The organism is Streptococcus mitis (assembly GCF_023109235.1).
Taxonomy (GTDB): Bacteria; Bacillota; Bacilli; order Lactobacillales; family Streptococcaceae; genus Streptococcus; species Streptococcus mitis_DA.
Window position 1 is genome coordinate 60,980 of record NZ_JALDUC010000008.1, and the last position, 18,331, is coordinate 79,310.

The 18,331-nt window shown below is 41.6% G+C and carries 20 protein-coding genes and 1 other annotated feature; of the genes, 19 read left to right on the plus strand and 1 reads right to left on the minus strand.

Going from position 1 to position 18,331, the window contains the following annotated elements:
- Positions 1-28 precede the first annotated feature (28 nt).
- The 9 genes from M1F55_RS06225 to M1F55_RS06265 all read left to right on the plus strand — a co-directional run bounded on the left by M1F55_RS06225 (position 29) and on the right by M1F55_RS06265 (position 8,544).
- On the plus strand, positions 29-679 hold the full coding sequence (locus M1F55_RS06225; RefSeq protein WP_000387351.1) for a helix-hairpin-helix domain-containing protein: 651 nt from the start codon (positions 29-31) through the stop codon (positions 677-679).
- Positions 663-2,903: a DNA internalization-related competence protein ComEC/Rec2 gene (locus M1F55_RS06230; protein WP_000942409.1), complete on the plus strand. Its 2,241-nt coding sequence runs from the start codon at positions 663-665 to the stop codon at positions 2,901-2,903. The genes M1F55_RS06225 and M1F55_RS06230 overlap by 17 nt, the downstream gene beginning before the upstream one ends.
- A gap of 72 nt (positions 2,904-2,975) precedes the next feature.
- Positions 2,976-3,107, plus strand: a sequence feature (ribosomal protein L20 leader region).
- A 15-nt stretch (positions 3,108-3,122) separates the two neighbouring features.
- Positions 3,123-3,653, plus strand: a complete 531-nt coding sequence (infC, locus tag M1F55_RS06235) for a translation initiation factor IF-3 (protein WP_000848180.1) — start codon at positions 3,123-3,125, stop codon at positions 3,651-3,653.
- Between the two features lie 32 nt (positions 3,654-3,685).
- Positions 3,686-3,886, plus strand: a complete 201-nt coding sequence (gene rpmI, locus M1F55_RS06240; RefSeq protein WP_001125943.1) for a 50S ribosomal protein L35 — start codon at positions 3,686-3,688, stop codon at positions 3,884-3,886.
- 51 nt (positions 3,887-3,937) lie between these two features.
- The gene (gene rplT, locus M1F55_RS06245; RefSeq protein WP_000124834.1) at positions 3,938-4,297 is read left to right on the plus strand and encodes a 50S ribosomal protein L20; all 360 of its coding nucleotides are present in this window, start codon (positions 3,938-3,940) and stop codon (positions 4,295-4,297) included.
- A 58-nt stretch (positions 4,298-4,355) separates the two neighbouring features.
- The gene (gene gloA, locus M1F55_RS06250) at positions 4,356-4,736 is read left to right on the plus strand and encodes a lactoylglutathione lyase (protein WP_004254688.1); all 381 of its coding nucleotides are present in this window, start codon (positions 4,356-4,358) and stop codon (positions 4,734-4,736) included.
- Positions 4,737-4,984: 248 nt separating this feature from the next.
- Positions 4,985-5,785, plus strand: a complete 801-nt coding sequence (locus tag M1F55_RS06255; protein ID WP_101782197.1) for a dihydroorotate dehydrogenase electron transfer subunit — start codon at positions 4,985-4,987, stop codon at positions 5,783-5,785.
- Positions 5,748-6,734, plus strand: a complete 987-nt coding sequence (locus M1F55_RS06260; RefSeq protein WP_247947497.1) for a dihydroorotate dehydrogenase — start codon at positions 5,748-5,750, stop codon at positions 6,732-6,734. Before M1F55_RS06255 ends, M1F55_RS06260 begins: the two co-directional genes overlap by 38 nt.
- A gap of 97 nt (positions 6,735-6,831) precedes the next feature.
- On the plus strand, positions 6,832-8,544 hold the full coding sequence (locus M1F55_RS06265; protein WP_247947498.1) for a glucosaminidase domain-containing protein: 1,713 nt from the start codon (positions 6,832-6,834) through the stop codon (positions 8,542-8,544).
- A gap of 257 nt (positions 8,545-8,801) precedes the next feature.
- On the opposite strand, the gene pavA is transcribed toward M1F55_RS06265, so the two are convergent.
- Positions 8,802-10,457 (minus strand): Rqc2 family fibronectin-binding protein PavA, encoded by a 1,656-nt coding sequence (pavA, locus tag M1F55_RS06270; protein ID WP_247947499.1) that lies wholly within the window; start codon positions 10,455-10,457, stop codon positions 8,802-8,804.
- 104 nt (positions 10,458-10,561) lie between these two features.
- On the opposite strand from pavA, the gene ybeY reads away from it, so the two are divergent.
- From ybeY to smpB, 10 genes are all read left to right on the plus strand, one after another.
- On the plus strand, positions 10,562-11,059 hold the full coding sequence (gene ybeY / locus M1F55_RS06275) for an rRNA maturation RNase YbeY (protein ID WP_000275156.1): 498 nt from the start codon (positions 10,562-10,564) through the stop codon (positions 11,057-11,059).
- Positions 11,040-11,435 carry a diacylglycerol kinase family protein gene (locus tag M1F55_RS06280; protein WP_000378157.1) on the plus strand — a complete coding sequence of 132 codons (396 nt, stop codon included), beginning with the start codon at positions 11,040-11,042 and terminating at the stop codon, positions 11,433-11,435. The genes ybeY and M1F55_RS06280 overlap by 20 nt, the downstream gene beginning before the upstream one ends.
- 16 nt (positions 11,436-11,451) lie before the next feature.
- A complete protein-coding gene (gene era / locus M1F55_RS06285; RefSeq protein ID WP_247947500.1) occupies positions 11,452-12,351 on the plus strand; it encodes a GTPase Era in 900 nt (299 codons plus the stop codon).
- 48 nt (positions 12,352-12,399) lie between these two features.
- Positions 12,400-13,224, plus strand: coding sequence for a DNA-formamidopyrimidine glycosylase (gene mutM, locus M1F55_RS06290; protein ID WP_033684995.1), 825 nt, complete (start codon positions 12,400-12,402; stop codon positions 13,222-13,224).
- The gene (gene coaE / locus M1F55_RS06295; protein WP_247947501.1) at positions 13,224-13,829 is read left to right on the plus strand and encodes a dephospho-CoA kinase; all 606 of its coding nucleotides are present in this window, start codon (positions 13,224-13,226) and stop codon (positions 13,827-13,829) included. The genes mutM and coaE overlap by 1 nt, the downstream gene beginning before the upstream one ends.
- Positions 13,816-15,015: a multidrug efflux MFS transporter PmrA gene (locus M1F55_RS06300; RefSeq protein ID WP_125442772.1), complete on the plus strand. Its 1,200-nt coding sequence runs from the start codon at positions 13,816-13,818 to the stop codon at positions 15,013-15,015. The genes coaE and M1F55_RS06300 overlap by 14 nt, the downstream gene beginning before the upstream one ends.
- Positions 15,015-15,164 carry a 50S ribosomal protein L33 gene (gene rpmG / locus M1F55_RS06305; RefSeq protein ID WP_001809104.1) on the plus strand — a complete coding sequence of 50 codons (150 nt, stop codon included), beginning with the start codon at positions 15,015-15,017 and terminating at the stop codon, positions 15,162-15,164. Before M1F55_RS06300 ends, rpmG begins: the two co-directional genes overlap by 1 nt.
- Positions 15,165-15,203: 39 nt before the next feature.
- Positions 15,204-15,437, plus strand: a complete 234-nt coding sequence (secG, locus tag M1F55_RS06310; protein ID WP_000282517.1) for a preprotein translocase subunit SecG — start codon at positions 15,204-15,206, stop codon at positions 15,435-15,437.
- A gap of 101 nt (positions 15,438-15,538) precedes the next feature.
- The gene (rnr, locus tag M1F55_RS06315; protein ID WP_000654876.1) at positions 15,539-17,893 is read left to right on the plus strand and encodes a ribonuclease R; all 2,355 of its coding nucleotides are present in this window, start codon (positions 15,539-15,541) and stop codon (positions 17,891-17,893) included.
- Positions 17,856-18,323: an SsrA-binding protein SmpB gene (gene smpB / locus M1F55_RS06320; protein ID WP_001051750.1), complete on the plus strand. Its 468-nt coding sequence runs from the start codon at positions 17,856-17,858 to the stop codon at positions 18,321-18,323. The genes rnr and smpB overlap by 38 nt, the downstream gene beginning before the upstream one ends.
- Positions 18,324-18,331: the final 8 nt, after the last annotated feature.

The window sequence follows — 18,331 nt, forward strand, 5'->3', positions numbered from 1 at the left end:
TTACGAATAATCTAAGAGAGGAGAAAATATGGAAGCAATTATCGAGAAAATCAAAGAGTATAAAATCATTGTTATCTGTACTGGTCTGGGATTACTTGTCGGAGGATTTTTCCTGCTAAAGCCAGCTCCACAAACACCTGTCAAGGAAACGAATTTGCAGGCAGAAGTTGTAGCAGTTTCCAAGGATTCGGTATCCGAAAAGGAAGTAAAGAAGGAAGAAAAGGAAGAACCCCTTGAACAAGATCTAATCACAGTAGATGTCAAAGGTGCTGTTAAATCGCCAGGGATTTATGATTTGCCTGTAGGTAGTCGAGTCAATGATGCTGTTCAGAAGGCTGGTGGCTTGACAGAACAAGCAGATAGCAAGTCGCTCAATCTAGCTCAGAAAGTTAGTGACGAGGCTCTGGTTTACGTCCCAACTAAGGGAGAAGAAGCAGCTAGTCAGCAGGCAGGTCCTGGGACGGCTTCCTCAACGAGCAAGGAAAAGAAGGTCAATCTCAATAAGGCCAGTCTGGAAGAACTCAAGCAGGTCAAAGGACTGGGTGGCAAACGAGCTCAGGATATTATCGACCATCGTGAGGCAAATGGGAAATTCAAGTCGGTTGATGAACTCAAGAAAGTCTCTGGCATTGGTGCCAAGACCATAGAAAAGTTAAAAGATTATGTTACAGTGGATTAAGAATTTCTCTATTCCCCTAATTTACCTTAGTTTTCTGTTGCTTTGGCTTTACTACGCCATTTTCTCATCATCTTATCTCGCACTACTAGGTTTTGTTTTTCTGCTAGTCTGTCTCTTTATCCAATTTCCGTGGAAATCTGCTGGTAAAGTTCTAATAATTTGTGGAATCTTTGGTTTCTGGTTTCTGTTTCAAAATTGGCAACAGAGTCAAGCGAGTCAAAATTTGGCGGATTCTGTTGAAAGGGTACGGATTTTACCAGACACTGTTAAGGTCAATGGTGATAGTCTATCCTTTCGTGGTAAGTCTGATGGACGCATTTTTCAAGTCTATTATAAACTCCAGTCCGAGGAGGAGAAAGAAGCCTTTCAAGCTTTAACCGACCTTCATGAGATAGGACTAGAAGGAAAACTTTCAGAACCAGACGGGCAGAGAAATTTTGGTGGTTTTGACTACCAAGCCTATCTGAAAACTCAAGGGATTTACCAAACATTAACTATCAAAAGAATCCAGTCACTTCAAAAGGTTAGCAGTTGGGATATAGGAGAAAATCTGTCCAGTTTACGTCGAAAGACTGTGGTTTGGATTAAGACGCATTTTCCAGACCCTATGCGCAATTACATGACAGGGCTCTTGTTAGGACATCTGGACACCGACTTTGAGGAGATGAACGGGCTTTATTCTAGTTTAGGAATTATCCACCTCTTTGCCTTGTCGGGTATGCAGGTAGGTTTTTTCATGGACGGATTTAAGAAACTCCTCTTGCGATTGGGCTTGACTCAAGAAAAGTTGAAATGGCTGACTTATCCCTTTTCCCTTATCTATGCAGGGCTGACAGGATTTTCAGCATCAGTTATTCGCAGTCTTTTGCAAAAGTTACTGGCACAACATGGTGTTAAGGGCTTGGATAATTTTGCCTTGACGGTCCTTGTCCTCTTTATCGTCATGCCCAACTTTTTCTTGACAGCAGGAGGAGTCTTGTCCTGCGCTTATGCTTTTATCTTGACCATGACCAGCAAAGAAGGAGAAGGCCTCAAGGCTGTTGCTAGAGAAAGTCTAGTCATTTCCTTGGGAATATTACCCATCCTATCCTTCTATTTTGCAGAATTTCAGCCTTGGTCTATCCTTTTGACCTTTGTCTTTTCCTTTCTTTTTGACTTGGTCTTCTTACCGCTCTTGTCTATCTTATTTGCCCTTTCCTTTCTTCATCCAGTCATTCAGCTGAATTTTATTTTTGAATGGTTGGAGGGAATGATTCGCTTTGTATCACAGGTGGCAAGTAGACCTCTGGTCTTTGGACAACCCAATGCATGGATTTTAATCTTATTGTTAATTTCCTTGGCTTTGGTCTATGATTTGAGGAAAAACATTAAAAGGCTAGCAGTGTTGAGCTTATTGATTACAGGTCTCTTTTTCTTGACCAAGCATCCACTGGAAAATGAAATCACCATGCTGGATGTTGGGCAAGGGGAAAGTATTTTCCTACGGGATGTAACTGGTAAAATCATTCTCATAGATGTGGGTGGCAAGGCAGAGTCTAGTAAGAAAATAGAAAAATGGCAAGAAAAGACGACGACCAGTAATGCCCAGCGAACCTTGATACCCTATCTCAAAAGTCGCGGAGTATCCAAGATTGACCAGCTAATTTTGACCAATACGGACAAGGAATATGTTGGAGATTTGTTGGAGGTGACCAAGGCTTTTCATGTAGGCGAAATTTTAGTGTCAAAAGGCAGTTTGAAACAGAAGCAATTTGTGGCAGAACTACAAGCGACCCAAACAAAAGTTAGAAGTATAACAGCAGGAGAGAACTTGTCAATTTTTGGAAGTCAGTTAGAAGTCCTATCTCCAAGGAAAATTGGAGATGGAGGTTATGAAGATTCCCTGGTTCTGTATGGAAAACTTTTGGATAAGTACTTTCTCTTCACAGGAAATTTGGAGGAAAAAGGAGAGAAGGAATTGCTGAAGCACTATCCAGACTTGAAAGTGGATGTTTTAAAAGCTGGCCAACATGGCTCTAAAAAATCATCAAGTTCAGACTTTCTAGAAAAACTCAAACCAGAGTTTACTCTTATCTCAGTTGGAAAGAACAATCGAGCGAAACTCCCCCATCAGGAAACTTTGACACGACTGGAAACTATCAATAGTAAAGTTTACCGAACTGACCAGCATGGAGCTATACGCTTTAAAGGGTGGAATAGTTGGAAAGTCGAAACGGTTGGTTAATGAGCAGAAACTTTTCAAAAAAATAACTTTTTATCTTGACAAGGGCTAGAAAACTTGGTATCATATAAAAGTTGAGAAAAGCAGAAGTGAGAGCTTCTCGCCTTGTGACATCAAGTTGCCTGGCCCTACGGATGAAAAGTTTCTAAGAAACGCTATCATAACGTGCGGGCTTGTATATTTACGAGTCCGCTATTGTTTTTCTCTAATAAAACAAAAGAGGTGAAAACCATAGCAAAGCAAGACTTATTCATCAATGATGAGATTCGTGTACGTGAAGTTCGCTTGATTGGTCTTGAAGGAGAACAGCTAGGCATCAAGCCACTCAGTGAAGCGCAAGCTTTGGCTGATAACGCTAATGTTGACCTAGTATTGATTCAACCCCAAGCCAAACCGCCTGTTGCAAAAATTATGGACTACGGTAAGTTCAAGTTTGAGTACCAGAAGAAGCAAAAAGAACAACGTAAAAAACAAAGTGTTGTTACTGTGAAAGAAGTTCGTCTAAGTCCAACTATTGACAAGGGTGACTTTGATACAAAACTTCGCAATGCACGCAAATTCCTTGAAAAAGGAAATAAAGTTAAGGTATCTATTCGCTTTAAGGGTCGTATGATTACCCATAAAGAGATTGGTGCAAAAGTTTTAGCCGAGTTTGCTGAAGCAACTCAAGATATTGCCATCATCGAACAACGTGCTAAAATGGATGGACGTCAAATGTTCATGCAATTGGCGCCAGCGACTGACAAAAAATAATTGTCAGAAAGTTAAATAAAGGAGAAAAAATCATGCCAAAACAAAAAACACACCGCGCATCAGCTAAACGTTTCAAACGTACAGGTTCTGGTGGACTTAAACGTTTCCGTGCTTACACTTCTCACCGTTTCCACGGAAAAACTAAGAAACAACGTCGTCATCTTCGTAAAGCATCTATGGTGCATTCAGGAGATTACAAACGTATCAAAGCAATGCTTACTCGCTTGAAATAATAGCTTGACTGTAAGTAAACAATTCTAGGAAATATTTGGAGGAAATAAAACATGGCACGTGTTAAAGGTGGCGTTGTATCACGCAAACGTCGTAAACGTATTCTTAAATTAGCAAAAGGTTACTATGGAGCTAAACACATCTTGTTCCGTACTGCAAAAGAACAAGTAATGAACTCTTACTACTATGCATACCGTGACCGTCGTCAGAAAAAACGTGACTTCCGCAAATTGTGGATCACTCGTATCAATGCGGCAGCTCGTATGAACGGACTTTCATACTCACAATTGATGCATGGTTTGAAATTGGCTGAGATCGAAGTTAACCGTAAAATGCTTGCTGACTTGGCTGTTAACGATGCAGCAGCTTTCACAGCTCTTGCAGATGCAGCTAAAGCAAAACTTGGTAAATAATAACAGATAAGACTGGAACAGGATTGTCCCAGTCTTTTTAAAAATAAAGGAGAAAAATATGGCTTCAAAAATGCTACACACTTGCTTGCGAGTAGAAAATCTCGAAAAATCAATCGCATTTTATCAAGATGCTTTTGGTTTTAAAGAATTGCGTCGCAGAGATTTTCCAGACCATGCCTTCACGATTGTCTATCTAGGTCTTGAGGGTGATGACTATGAGTTGGAGTTGACTTATAACTATGATCACGGTCCTTATGTGGTTGGAGATGGGTTTGCCCATATCGCCCTCAGTACACCTGATCTTGAGGCACTTCATAAAGAGCATAGTGCAAAAGGATATGAAGTGACTGAGCCAAATGGTCTACCAGGAACTGCACCGAACTATTACTTTGTCAAAGACCCTGATGGCTACAAGGTTGAAGTCATTCGTGAAAAATAATCTCGTGAAGTCAAGTAGAATGTTCGTTTTCTACTTGACTTTTTTTAGCTGAAAGAGTATACTAGTAAAAATTTAACCTTTAAGGGGAGTCCAGAGAGACTCACAAGGTGTCAGATAAAAGAATAGTACAATTTTCTAGAGGAGACTTTTTGAGTGTGCTCTCTTCTGTTGTACGATTTTAACTGAGGCCTTGCACTAGCAAGGTCTTTTCTTTATCTGGTCCCCTTAAAATTTAAGGAGGAAAAGTCATGAATCCCACATGTAAGAAACGTTTGGGTGCAATTCGTTTGGAAACCATGAAGGTGGTTGCACAGGAGGAAATCGCGCCAGCAATCTTTGAATTAGTTCTAGAAGGAGAAATGGTTGAAGCTATGCGAGCAGGCCAATTCCTTCATCTGCGTGTGCCTGATGATGCCCATCTTTTGCGTCGTCCTATTTCAATTTCGTCTATTGATAAGGTAAAGAAGCAGTGTCACCTCATTTATCGGATTGAAGGTGCTGGTACAGCTATTTTTTCAACCTTAAGTCAGGGAGATACTCTTGATGTGATGGGACCTCAGGGGAATGGTTTTGACTTGTCTGACTTGGATAACCAGAGCCAAGTTCTCCTCGTTGGTGGTGGGATTGGTGTTCCACCCTTGCTGGAAGTAGCCAAGGAATTGCATGCACGTGGTGTGAAAGTAGTGACTGTCCTTGGTTTTGCTAACAAGGATGCTGTCATTTTGGAAACGGAATTGGCCCAATATGGTCAGGTCTTTGTAACGACAGATGATGGTTCTTATGGCATCAAGGGGAATGTTTCCGTTGTTATCAAGGATTTAGACAATCAATTTGATGCTGTTTACTCATGTGGGGCGCCTGGAATGATGAAGTATATCAATCAAACCTTTTATGACCACCCAAGAGCCTATCTATCTCTAGAATCTCGTATGGCTTGTGGGATGGGGGCTTGCTATGCCTGTGTCTTAAAAGTGCCAGAAAGCGAGACGGTCAGTCAACGCGTCTGTGAAGATGGCCCTGTTTTCCGTACAGGAACAGTTGTATTATAAGGAGAAAATCATGACTACAAATCGTTTACAAGTTTCTCTACCAGGCCTGAATTTGAAAAATCCCATTATTCCAGCATCAGGCTGTTTTGGTTTTGGCCAAGAGTATGCCAAGTATTATGATTTAGACCTTTTGGGTTCTATTATGATCAAGGCGACAACCCTTGAACCACGCTTTGGCAATCCAACTCCAAGGGTGGCAGAAACACCTGCTGGCATGCTCAATGCAATCGGCCTGCAAAATCCTGGTTTGGAAGTTGTTTTGGCTGAAAAGTTACCTTGGCTAGAAAGAGAGTATCCAAATCTTCCTATTATCGCCAATGTAGCTGGTTTTTCAAAACAAGAGTATGCTGCTGTTTCTCATGGTATTTCCAAGGCAGCTAATGTGAAGGCTATTGAGCTCAATATTTCTTGTCCCAACGTAGATCACTGTAATCATGGACTCTTGATTGGTCAAGACCCTGATCTGGCTTATGATGTGGTGAAAGCAGCTGTGGAAGCTTCTGATGTGCCAGTTTATGTCAAATTAACCCCTAGTGTGACCGATATCGTTACTGTCGCAAAAGCTGCAGAAGATGCGGGGGCAAGTGGCTTAACCATGATCAATACTCTGGTTGGTATGCGCTTTGACCTCAAAACAAGAAAACCAATCTTGGCCAATGGAACAGGTGGAATGTCTGGTCCAGCAGTCTTTCCAGTAGCCCTCAAACTCATCCGCCAAGTCGCCCAAACAACAGACCTGCCTATCATTGGAATGGGGGGAGTGGATTCGGCAGAAGCTGCCCTAGAAATGTATCTGGCTGGAGCATCTGCTATTGGAGTTGGAACAGCCAACTTTACCAATCCATATGCCTGTCCTGATATCATCGAAAATCTGCCAAAAGCCATGGACAAATACGGCATTAGCAGTCTGGAAGATCTACGCAAGGAAGTAAAAGAGTCTCTGAGGTAAACTGCAATCAATCTGTTCTTGATTTTTTATCAGTTTGTAATGTTGATTATAGAGAATTTTGATACAATAAAATAGAAAGAACAGAGGAAGAAAGTTTATGAAGAAATTGAGATTTGTTTTTTTAGCTCTGCTATTTTTCTTAGCCAGACCAGAGAGTGCAATGGCTAGTGATGGTACTTGGCAAGGAAAACAATACCTGAAAGCAGATGGGAGTCAAGCAGCTAATGAGTGGGTTTTTGATGCTCACTATCAATCTTGGTTTTATATAAAAGAAGATGCCAACTATGCTGAAAATGAATGGCTAAAGCAAGGTGATGACTATTTTTACCTCAAATCTGGTGGCTATATGGCCAAGTCAGAATGGGTAGAAGACAAGGGAGTCCTCTATTATCTTGACCAAGATGGAAAGATGAAAAGAAATGCTTGGCTAGGAGCTTCCTATGTCGGTGCTACAGGTGCCAAGGTAATAGAAGACTGGGTCTATGATTCTCAATATGATGCTTGGTTTTATATCAAAGCAGATGGACAACACGCAGAGAAAGAATGGCTCCAAATTAAGGGCAAGGACTATTATTTCAAATCTGGTGGTTATTTACTGACAAGTCAGTGGATTGAACAGGCTTATGTGAGTGCTAGTGGCGCTAAAGTACAGCAAGGTTGGCTTTTTGACAAACAATACCAATCTTGGTTTTATATCAAAGAAAATGGAAATCATGCTGATAAAGAATGGATTTTCGAAAATGGTCACTATTATTATCTAAAATCCGGTGGCTATATGGCAGCCAATGAATGGATTTTGGATAAGGAGTCATGGTTTTATCTCAAATCTGATGGCAAAATGGCTGAGAAAGAATGGGTATACGATTCTAAAAATCAAGCCTGGTACTACTTCAAATCTGCTGGCTATATGGCAAAAAATGAGACTATTGATGGTCATCAGCTAGGAAGCGACGGTAAATGGCTTGGAGAAAAAGCTACAAATGAAAATGCTGCTTATTATCAAGTAGTACCTGTCACAGCAAATATTTATAATGCAGATGGTGAAAAGCTCTCCTATATATCGCAAGGTAGTGTTGTTTGGCTAGATAAGGATAGAAAAAGTGATGACAAGCGCTTGGCTATTACTATTTCTGGTTTGTCAGGCTATATGAAAACAGAAGATTTACAAGCACTAGATGCTAGCAAGGATTTTATCCCTTATTATGAGAGTGATGGACACCGTTTTTATCACTATGTAGCTCAGAATGCTAGCATTCCAGTATCTTCTCATCTTTCTGATATGGAAGTAGGTAAGAAATATTATTCGGCAGATGGACTGCATTTTTATGGTTTTAACCTTGAAAATCCCTTCCTTTTCAAAGACTTGACAGAAGCTACAAACTACAGTGCTGAAGACTTGGATAAGGTATTTAGTTTGTTAAATATTGATAACAGTCTCTTGGAAAATAAGGGAGCTACCTTTAAGGAAGCCGAAGAACATTACCATATCAATGCACTTTACCTCCTTGCTCATAGCGCCTTAGAAAGCGACTGGGGACGTAGCAAGATTGCCAAAGATAAGAACAATTTCTTTGGCATTACAGCCTATGATACGACACCTTACCTTTCTGCTAAAACATTTGATGATGTGGATAAGGGAATTTTAGGTGCAACCAAGTGGATTAAGGAAAATTATATCGATAGGGGCAGAACTTTCCTTGGAAACAAGGCGTCTGGTATGAATGTGGAATATGCCTCAGACCCTTATTGGGGCGAAAAAATTGCTAGTGTGATGATGAAAATCAACGAGAAATTAGGGGGCAAAGATTAGTCCTATAATTGATACTCTTCGAAAATCTCTTCAAACTACGTCAGCGTCGACTTGGATTATATATGGTTACTGACTTTGTCAGTTCTATCTGCAACTTCAAAACAGTGTTTTGAGCTGACTTTGTCAGTCTTATCTACAACCTCAAAGCAGTGCTTTGAGCAGCCTGCGGCTAGCTTTCTAGTTTGCTCTCTGATTTTCATTGAGTATGAATATGATCTGAGTGAATAGTAAGTTAAAAATCCTGATTTTAAGTAAAATCAGGATTTTTTCATGGATGCGATTTTTTCTGGGTCTGGTGTGACACGGAGGGTCTTTTGTCCTGTGTAAGTGACAAAGCCTGGTTTTCCGCCAGTTGGTTTGTTGAGTTTCTTGACTTCAATCATATCTACCTGCACCAGATTTGACAGGCGACCTTGAGAGAAGTAGGCAGCTAACTCTGCTGCGTCTGTCTTGACTTCATCAGATGGGTCAAGATTTCCTGAGATGACAACATGGCTTCCAGGAATGTCCTTGGCATGGAACCAAAGTTCCTCCTTGCGGGCCATTTTAAAGGTTAGCTCCTCGTTTTGTAGGTTGTTTCGGCCGACATAGATGATGGTTTTGCCATCGCTGGCCAGATATTGTTCTGGTTTTTTGCGTTTCTGGATTTTCTCCCGTTGTCTTCTGCGGATAAAACCTGTTTGAATCAATTCTTCACGGATTTCAGCGATTTCTTCCAGTCCAGCTTGGTTGAGGACGGTCTCCACACTTTCCAGATAGAGAATGGTTGCCTTGGTTTCTTCAATCAAATCAGTTAAGTATTTGACAGCTTCTTTGAGTTTTTGATACCGTTTAAAATAGCGTTGGGCATTCTGGTTGGGAGTCAGAGCCTTATCAAGTGCAATCGTGATAGGTTGGTTGGTGTAGTAGTTGTCTAGGATAACCTGGTCTTGGTCGTTAGGCACTTGGTGGAGGAAGGTTATCAACAATTCTCCTTTTTGACGAAATTCTTCAGCATTGTCTGTCGCCAGTAACTCTCTTTCTTGTTTTTTGAGTTTGTGGCGGTTTTTCTGAAGTTCATTTTCAACACGACGAATGAGTTCACTGGCTTGCTGTTTGACGCGGTCACGCTCAGCCTTATCCTTATAGTAAGTGTCCAGCAAATCAGAAAGACTGGCAAAAGGCTCTCCCGCCTGATTTGCAAAAGGAACTGGACTGAAGGAAGTCTCAGTCAAGCATGGTTTGGTTTCTTGATTGAAAAAGTTACGGAAAGTAGATAGTTTATCACTAACCAGTATCCTTTCCAATTCATTTGCCGTATCGTGTCCCAGACCTTGAAAGAGGCTTTGAGGGTTTTTAGCTGTTGTTTCCTGTGTTTGTAGGATTTCAAAGAGTTTCTCGTCCTTGATCGTAAAAGGATTGAGAGATTCCGTACTTGGCGGAGCGATGTAGGTCGACCCAGGAAGCAAGGTGCGGTAACTATTTTGTGAAAAGCCAACATGTTTGATAACTTCGAGGATTTTATGACTGCTTTTATCAACCAGTAGAATATTACTGTGTTTCCCCATAATTTCGATAATCAAGGTAGCCTGGATATGGTCTCCAATCTCGTTTTTATTGGAAACTGTCATTTCCACAATACGGTCATTTTCCACTTGCTCAATCGACTCAATTAGGGCGCCCTGCAAATACTTTCTCAAAACCATGATAAAGGTAGAAGGTTGGGCTGGATTTTCAAAAGTCGTTTGGGTCAGCTGAATGCGTCCAAAAACAGGATGGGCAGAAAGAAGCAGACGATGGCTTTGGCGATTGCTGCGGATTTGCAAGACCAACTCTTGTTCAAAAGGCTGATTGATTTTTTGAATGCGACCATTAACCAACTCTCTTCGCAATTCCTCAACCATGTGGTGTAAAAAAAATCCGTCAAATGACATCGTTCTCTCCTTGTGATTGTATTCCATAGTATTATATCAAAAAGGTAGAATAAAATCATGGAAATGTGGTATAATAAAGCCAAGTAAAGAGAAACGAGAAGCACATGTATATTGAAATGGTAGATGAAACTGGTCAAGTTTCAAAAGAAATGTTGCAACAAACCCAAGAAATTTTGGAATTTGCAGCCCAAAAATTAGGCAAAGAAGACAAGGAGATGGCAGTTACCTTTGTGACCAATGAACGTAGTCATGAACTCAATCTGGAGTACCGTGACACAGACCGTCCGACAGATGTTATCAGCCTTGAATACAAGCCAGAGTTGGAAATTGCCTTTGACGAAGAGGATTTACTTGAAAATCCAGAATTGGCAGAGATGATGTCTGAGTTTGATGCCTATATTGGGGAATTGTTCATCTCTATTGATAAGGCTCATGAGCAGGCTGAGGAATATGGCCACAGCTTTGAGCGTGAGATGGGCTTCTTGGCAGTGCACGGCTTTTTACATATCAACGGCTATGATCACTACACTCCGGAAGAAGAAGCGGAGATGTTCGGTTTACAAGAAGAAATTTTGACAGCCTATGGACTCACAAGACAATAAACGAAAATGGAAAAATCGTGACCTGATATCCAGTTTAGAATTTGCCATCACAGGAATTTTTACTGCTATCAAGGAAGAACGCAATATGCGAAAACATGCGGTGACGGCTCTCGTGGTCATCCTCGCAGGTTTTGTTTTTCAGGTGTCACGAATCGAATGGCTCTTTCTCCTATTGAGCATTTTTTTGGTAGTAGCCTTTGAAATTATCAATTCTGCTATCGAGAATGTGGTGGATTTGGCCAGTCACTATCACTTTTCTATGCTGGCTAAAAATGCCAAGGATATGGCGGCTGGCGCGGTATTAGTGGTCTCTCTTTTCGCAGCCTTAACAGGCGCATTGATTTTTCTCCCACGAATCTGGGATTTATTATTTTAAATAGCAAGAGGAAATTATGACTTTTAAATCAGGCTTTGTAGCCATTTTAGGACGTCCCAACGTTGGGAAGTCAACTTTTTTAAATCATGTCATGGGGCAAAAGATTGCCATTATGAGTGACAAGGCGCAGACAACGCGCAACAAAATTATGGGAATTTACACAACTGATAAGGAGCAAATTGTCTTTATCGACACACCAGGGATTCACAAACCTAAAACAGCTCTCGGAGATTTCATGGTCGAATCTGCCTATAGCACCCTTCGTGAAGTGGATACCGTTCTTTTCATGGTGCCTGCTGATGAAGCGCGTGGTAAGGGGGACGATATGATTATCGAGCGTCTCAAGGCTGCTAAGGTTCCTGTTATTCTGGTGGTGAACAAGATCGATAAGGTTCATCCAGACCGGCTTTTGTCTCAGATTGATGATTTTCGTAATCAAATGGACTTTAAGGAAATCGTTCCAATCTCAGCTCTTCAAGGGAATAACGTCTCTCGTCTAGTGGATATTTTGAGTGAAAATCTGGACGAAGGTTTCCAATATTTCCCATCTGATCAAATCACAGACCATCCAGAACGATTCTTGGTTTCAGAAATGGTTCGTGAGAAGGTTCTTCATTTAACGCGTGAAGAGATTCCTCACTCAGTTGCTGTAGTTGTGGATTCTATGAAACGAGACGAAGAGACAGACAAGGTGCACATCCGTGCAACCATCATGGTGGAGCGCGATAGTCAGAAAGGGATTATCATCGGTAAAGGTGGCGCTATGCTTAAGAAAATTGGTAGCATGGCCCGTCGTGATATCGAGCTCATGCTAGGAGACAAGGTCTTCCTAGAAACTTGGGTCAAGGTTAAGAAAAACTGGCGTGATAAAAAACTAGATTTGGCTGACTTTGGCTATAATGAAAAAGAATACTAAGTAGAGGTGGGCTCATGCCTGCTTCTTGTTTTTACAGAAGGAGGACTTATGCCTGAATTACCAGAGGTTGAAACTGTTCGCCGTGGCTTAGAAAAATTGATTTTGGGTAAGAAGATTTCGAGTATGGAAATTCGTTATCCCAAGATGATTAAGACGGATTTGGACGAGTTTCAAAAGGAAGTGCCTGGTCAGATTGTTGAGTCAATGGGGCGTCGTGGAAAATATTTGCTTTTCTACTTGACAGACAAGGTCTTGATTTCCCATTTGCGCATGGAGGGCAAGTATTTTTATTATCCGGACCAGGTTCCTGAACGCAAGCATGCCCATGTTTTCTTCCAGTTTGAGGACGGTGGAATGCTTGTTTATGAGGATGTACGCAAGTTTGGTACTATGGAACTCTTGGCCCCTGATCTTTTAGAAGCCTACTTTATTTCTAAAAAATTAGGGCCTGAGCCAAACGAAGAAGAATTTGATTTGCAGGTCTTTCAAACTGCTCTAGCCAAGTCCAAAAAGCCTATCAAATCCCACCTTTTAGACCAGACCTTGGTTGCTGGTCTTGGCAATATTTATGTGGATGAAGTCCTCTGGCGAGCTCAGGTTCATCCAGCAAGACCTTCGCAAACTTTGACAGTAGCAGAAGCGACAGCCATTCATGACCAGACCATCGCTGTTTTGGGTCAGGCTGTTGAAAAAGGTGGTTCCACCATTCGGACTTATACCAATGCCTTTGGGGAAGATGGAACCATGCAGGATTTTCATCAGGTCTATGACAAGGCTGGTCAAGAATGTGTACGCTGTGGCACTGTGATTGAAAAAATCCAACTAGGCAGACGAGGCACCCACTTTTGTCCAAACTGTCAAAGGAGGGACTGATGGGAAAAATCATCGGAATCACAGGAGGAATTGCCTCGGGTAAGTCAACTGTGACAAATTTTCTTAGACAGCAAGGTTTTCAAGTGGTGGATGCCGATGCAGTCGTCCACCAACTACAGAAACCTGGTGGTCGTCTGTTTGAGGCTCTAGTTCAGCATTTTGGTCAAGAAATCATTCTAGAAAATGGAGAACTCAATCGCCCTCTCCTAGCTAGTCTCATCTTTTCAAATCCTGAGGAACGAGAATGGTCTAAGCGAATCCAAGGGGAGATTATTCGTGAAGAACTGGCTACTTTGAGAGACCAGTTGGTTCAGACAGAAGAGATTTTTTTCATGGATATTCCCCTGCTTTTTGAGCAGGACTACAGCGCTTGGTTTGATGAGACGTGGTTGGTCTATGTGGACCGAGATACCCAAGTAGAACGTTTAATGAAAAGAGACCAGTTGTCCAAAAATGAAGCTGAGTTTCGTCTGGCAGCCCAGTGGTCTTTAGAAAAAAAGAAAGGTTTGGCTAGCCATGTTTTAAACAACAATGGCAATCAGGATCAGCTTCTTACTCAGGTGTTCTCCCTGCTTGAGGGAGGTAGGCAAGATGACAGAGATTAACTGGAAGGATAATCTGCGCATTGCCTGGTTTGGTAATTTTCTGACTGGAGCCAGTATTTCTTTGGTTGTGCCTTTTATGCCCATCTTCGTGGAAAATCTAGGTGTAGGGAGTGAGCAAGTCGCTTTTTATGCAGGATTAGCTATTTCTGTCTCTGCTATTTCGGCGGCGCTCTTTTCTCCTATCTGGGGGATTCTTGCTGATAAATATGGTCGAAAACCCATGATGATTCGTGCTGGTCTGGCCATGACTATCACTATGGGAGGCTTGGCCTTTGTGCCAAATATTTATTGGTTAATCTTTCTTCGTTTACTAAATGGTGTATTTGCGGGTTTTGTTCCTAATGCAACGGCCTTGATAGCCAGTCAGGTTTCCAAGGAGAAATCAGGCTCTGCCTTAGGTACTTTGTCTACAGTCGTAGTTGCAGGTACTCTAACTGGTCCTTTTATTGGCGGCTTTATCGCAGAATTATTTGGTATTCGTACTGTTTTCTTACTGGTTGGTAGTTTTCTATTTTTAGCTGCTGTTTTGACTATTTTCTTTATCAAGGAAGATTTTCAACCAGTAGCCAAGGAAAAGTCCATCCCAACAAAGGAATTATTTACATCAGTTAAATATCCCTATCTTTTGATCAACCTCTTTCTGACCAGTTTTGTCATCCAATTTTCAGCCCAATCAATCGGCCCTATCTTAGCTCTGTATGTGCGCGACTTAGGCCAGACAGAGAATCTTCTTTTTGTCTCTGGTTTGATTGTATCCAGTATGGGCTTTTCCAGTATGATGAGTGCAGGAGTTATGGGAAAGCTAGGTGACAAGGTTGGCAACCATCGCCTCTTGATTGTAGCCCAGTTTTATTCAGTCATCATCTATCTCCTCTGTGCCAATGCCTCTAGCCCGCTTCAACTAGGACTTTATCGTTTCCTCTTTGGATTGGGAACCGGTGCCTTGATTCCCGGAGTTAATGCCCTTCTCAGCAAGATGACGCCCAAAGCTGGTATTTCGAGGGTATTTGCCTTCAATCAGGTATTCTTTTATCTGGGAGGTGTCGTTGGTCCCATGGCAGGTTCTGCAGTAGCAGGTCAATTTGGCTACCATGCAGTCTTTTATGCGACAAGCCTTTGTGTTGCCTTTAGTTGTCTCTTTAACCTTCTTCAATTTCGAACATTATTAAAAGTAAAGGAAATCTAGTGCGAGTAAAAATTAATCTCAAGTGCTCCTCTTGTGGCAGTATCAATTACCTAACCAGTAAAAATTCCAAAACCCATCCAGACAAGATTGAGGTTTTAAAGTATTGTCCCAAGGAAAGAAAAGTAACCCTACATCTTGAATCTAAGTAGATTTTATGGTAAAATAATAGGGATTTTAAGGAGTTTGATATGTATAACCTATTATTAACCATTTTATTAGTATTATCTGTTGTGATTGTGATTGCGATTTTCATGCAACCAACCAAAAACCAATCCAGCAATGTATTTGATGCCAGCTCAGGTGATTTGTTTGAACGCAGTAAAGCACGCGGTTTTGAAGCTGTAATGCAGCGTTTGACAGGGATTTTAGTCTTTTTCTGGCTAGCCATTGCCTTAGCATTGACGGTATTATCAAGTAGATAAGAAAATAATGGGCAGGACTAGGTCTTTGCCTCTTTTTATTTTTAAAGGATGTTTGAAAAGGTTTTACAGTAAAAGAAAATTAAAAAATCTAGAAAGAAAATATGAAAGATAGAATAAAAGAATATTTGCAAGATAAGGGAAAGGTAACTGTCAATGACTTGGCTCAGGCTTTGGGAAAAGACGGTTCCAAGGATTTTCGTGAGTTGATTAAAACCTTATCCTTAATGGAAAGAAAGCACCAGATTCGTTTTGAAGAAGATGGTACTCTGACCTTAGAAGTTAAGAAAAAACATGAGATTACTCTCAAGGGGATTTTTCATGCCCATAAAAATGGCTTTGGTTTTGTCAGTCTAGAAGGCGAGGAGGACGACCTTTTTGTAGGTAAAAACGATGTCAACTATGCTATTGATGGCGATACTGTTGAGGTTGTCATCAAGAAAGTCGCTGATCGTAACAAGGGAACAGCGGCGGAAGCCAAAATTATCGATATCCTAGAACACAGTTTGACAACTGTTGTCGGTCAAATCGTTCTAGATCAGGAAAAACCTAAGTATGCTGGCTACATCCGTTCGAAAAATCAGAAAATCAGCCAACCGATTTATGTAAAAAAACCAGCCCTTAAACTGGAGGGAACAGAAGTTCTCAAGGTCTTTATCGACAAATACCCAAGCAAGAAACATGATTTCTTTGTCGCGAGTGTTCTAGATGTGGTGGGGCATTCAACGGATGTCGGAATTGATGTTCTTGAGGTTTTGGAGTCTATGGACATTGTCTCAGAATTTCCAGAGGCTGTTGTCAAGGAAGCAGAAAGTGTGCCTGATGTTCCGTCTCAAAAGGATATGGAAGGCCGTCTGGATCTAAGAGATGAGATTACCTTTACCATTGACGGTGCTGACGCCAAAGACTTGGACGATGCGGTGCATATCAAGGCTTTAAAAAATGGGAATTTGGAGCTCGGTGTTCACATCGCAGATGTTTCCTACTATGTGACTGAGGGGTCTGCCCTTGATAAGGAAGCCCTTAATCGTGCAACTTCTGTCTATGTGACAGACCGTGTGGTCCCAATGCTTCCAGAACGACTGTCAAATGGTATCTGCTCCCTCAATCCTCAAGTTGATCGCCTAACCCAGTCTGCCATTATGGAGATTGATAAACATGGTCGTGTGGTCAATTACACCATTACACAAACGGTAATCAAGACAAGCTTCCGTATGACCTATAACGATGTTAATGATATTCTAGCTGGCGACGTGGAAAAGAGACAAGAATATCAGAAAATTGTCCCTAGTATCGAACTCATGGCCAAGCTTCATGAAATTTTAGAAAACATGCGTGTGAAACGTGGTGCCCTCAATTTCGATACCAATGAAGCTAAGATTTTAGTGGATAAGCAAGGTAAGCCTGTTGATATCGTTCTTCGTCAGCGTGGTGTTGCTGAGCGCATGATTGAATCCTTTATGCTGATGGCCAATGAAACAGTTGCCGAGCATTTTAGCAAGCTGGATCTACCTTTCATCTATCGAATTCACGAGGAGCCTAAGGCTGAAAAAGTTCAGAAGTTTATTGATTATGCTTCGAGTTTTGGCTTGCGTATTTATGGGACTGCCAGTGAGATTAGCCAGGAGGCCCTCCAAGACATCATGCGTGCTGTTGAGGGGGAACCTTATGCAGATGTATTGTCCATGATGCTTCTTCGCTCTATGCAGCAGGCTCGCTATTCGGAGCACAATCACGGCCACTATGGCCTTGCTGCTGACTATTACACTCACTTTACCAGTCCGATTCGTCGTTATCCAGACCTTCTTGTTCACCGTATGATTCGTGATTACAGCCGTTCTAAGGAAATAGCAGAGCATTTTGAGCAAGTGATTCCAGAGATTGCGACCCAGTCTTCCAACCGTGAACGTCGTGCCATTGAGGCTGAGCGTGAAGTCGAAGCCATGAAAAAGGCTGAGTATATGGAAGAATACGTAGGCGAAGAATACGATGCGGTTGTATCAAGTATTGTCAAGTTTGGTCTCTTTGTTGAATTGCCGAATACAGTTGAGGGCTTGATTCACATCACTAATCTACCTGAATTTTATCATTTCAATGAACGTGATTTGACCCTGCTTGGGGAGAAATCGGGTACAACCTTCCGTGTAGGTCAGCAAATCCGTATCCGAGTTGAAAGAGCCGACAAGATGACGGGTGAAATTGACTTTTCTTACATCCCAAGTGAGTTTGATGTGATTGAAAAAGGCTTGAAACAAGCTGGTTGCAAAGACAGAGGGCGTGGTTCAAATCGTCGTTCAGATAAGAAGGAAGACAAGAGAAAATCAGGACGCTCAAATGATAAGCGCAAGCATTCACAAAAAGACAAGAAGAAAAAGGGCAAGAAACCTTTTTACAAGGAAGTAGCTAAGAAAGGAGCCAAGCATGGCAAAGGGCGAGGGAAAGGTCGTCGCACAAAATAAAAAGGCGCGTCACGACTATACAATCGTAGATACGCTAGAGGCAGGGATGGTCCTGACTGGAACTGAAATCAAGAGTGTACGAGCAGCTCGAATCAATCTCAAGGATGGCTTTGCCCAAGTAAAAAATGGGGAGGTCTGGTTGAGCAATGTTCATATTGCTCCTTACGAAGAGGGCAATATCTGGAACCAAGAACCAGAACGTCGTCGTAAACTCCTGCTCCATAAGAAACAAATCCAAAAATTAGAACAAGAGACTAAAGGAACAGGAATGACCCTGGTTCCCCTTAAGGTCTATATCAAAGATGGTTACGCTAAACTCCTTTTAGGTTTAGCTAAAGGGAAGCATGACTATGATAAACGGGAGTCTATCAAACGACGTGAGCAAAACCGCGACATCGCGCGTGTTATGAAAGCTGTTAATCAGCGATAAAAAGAGGA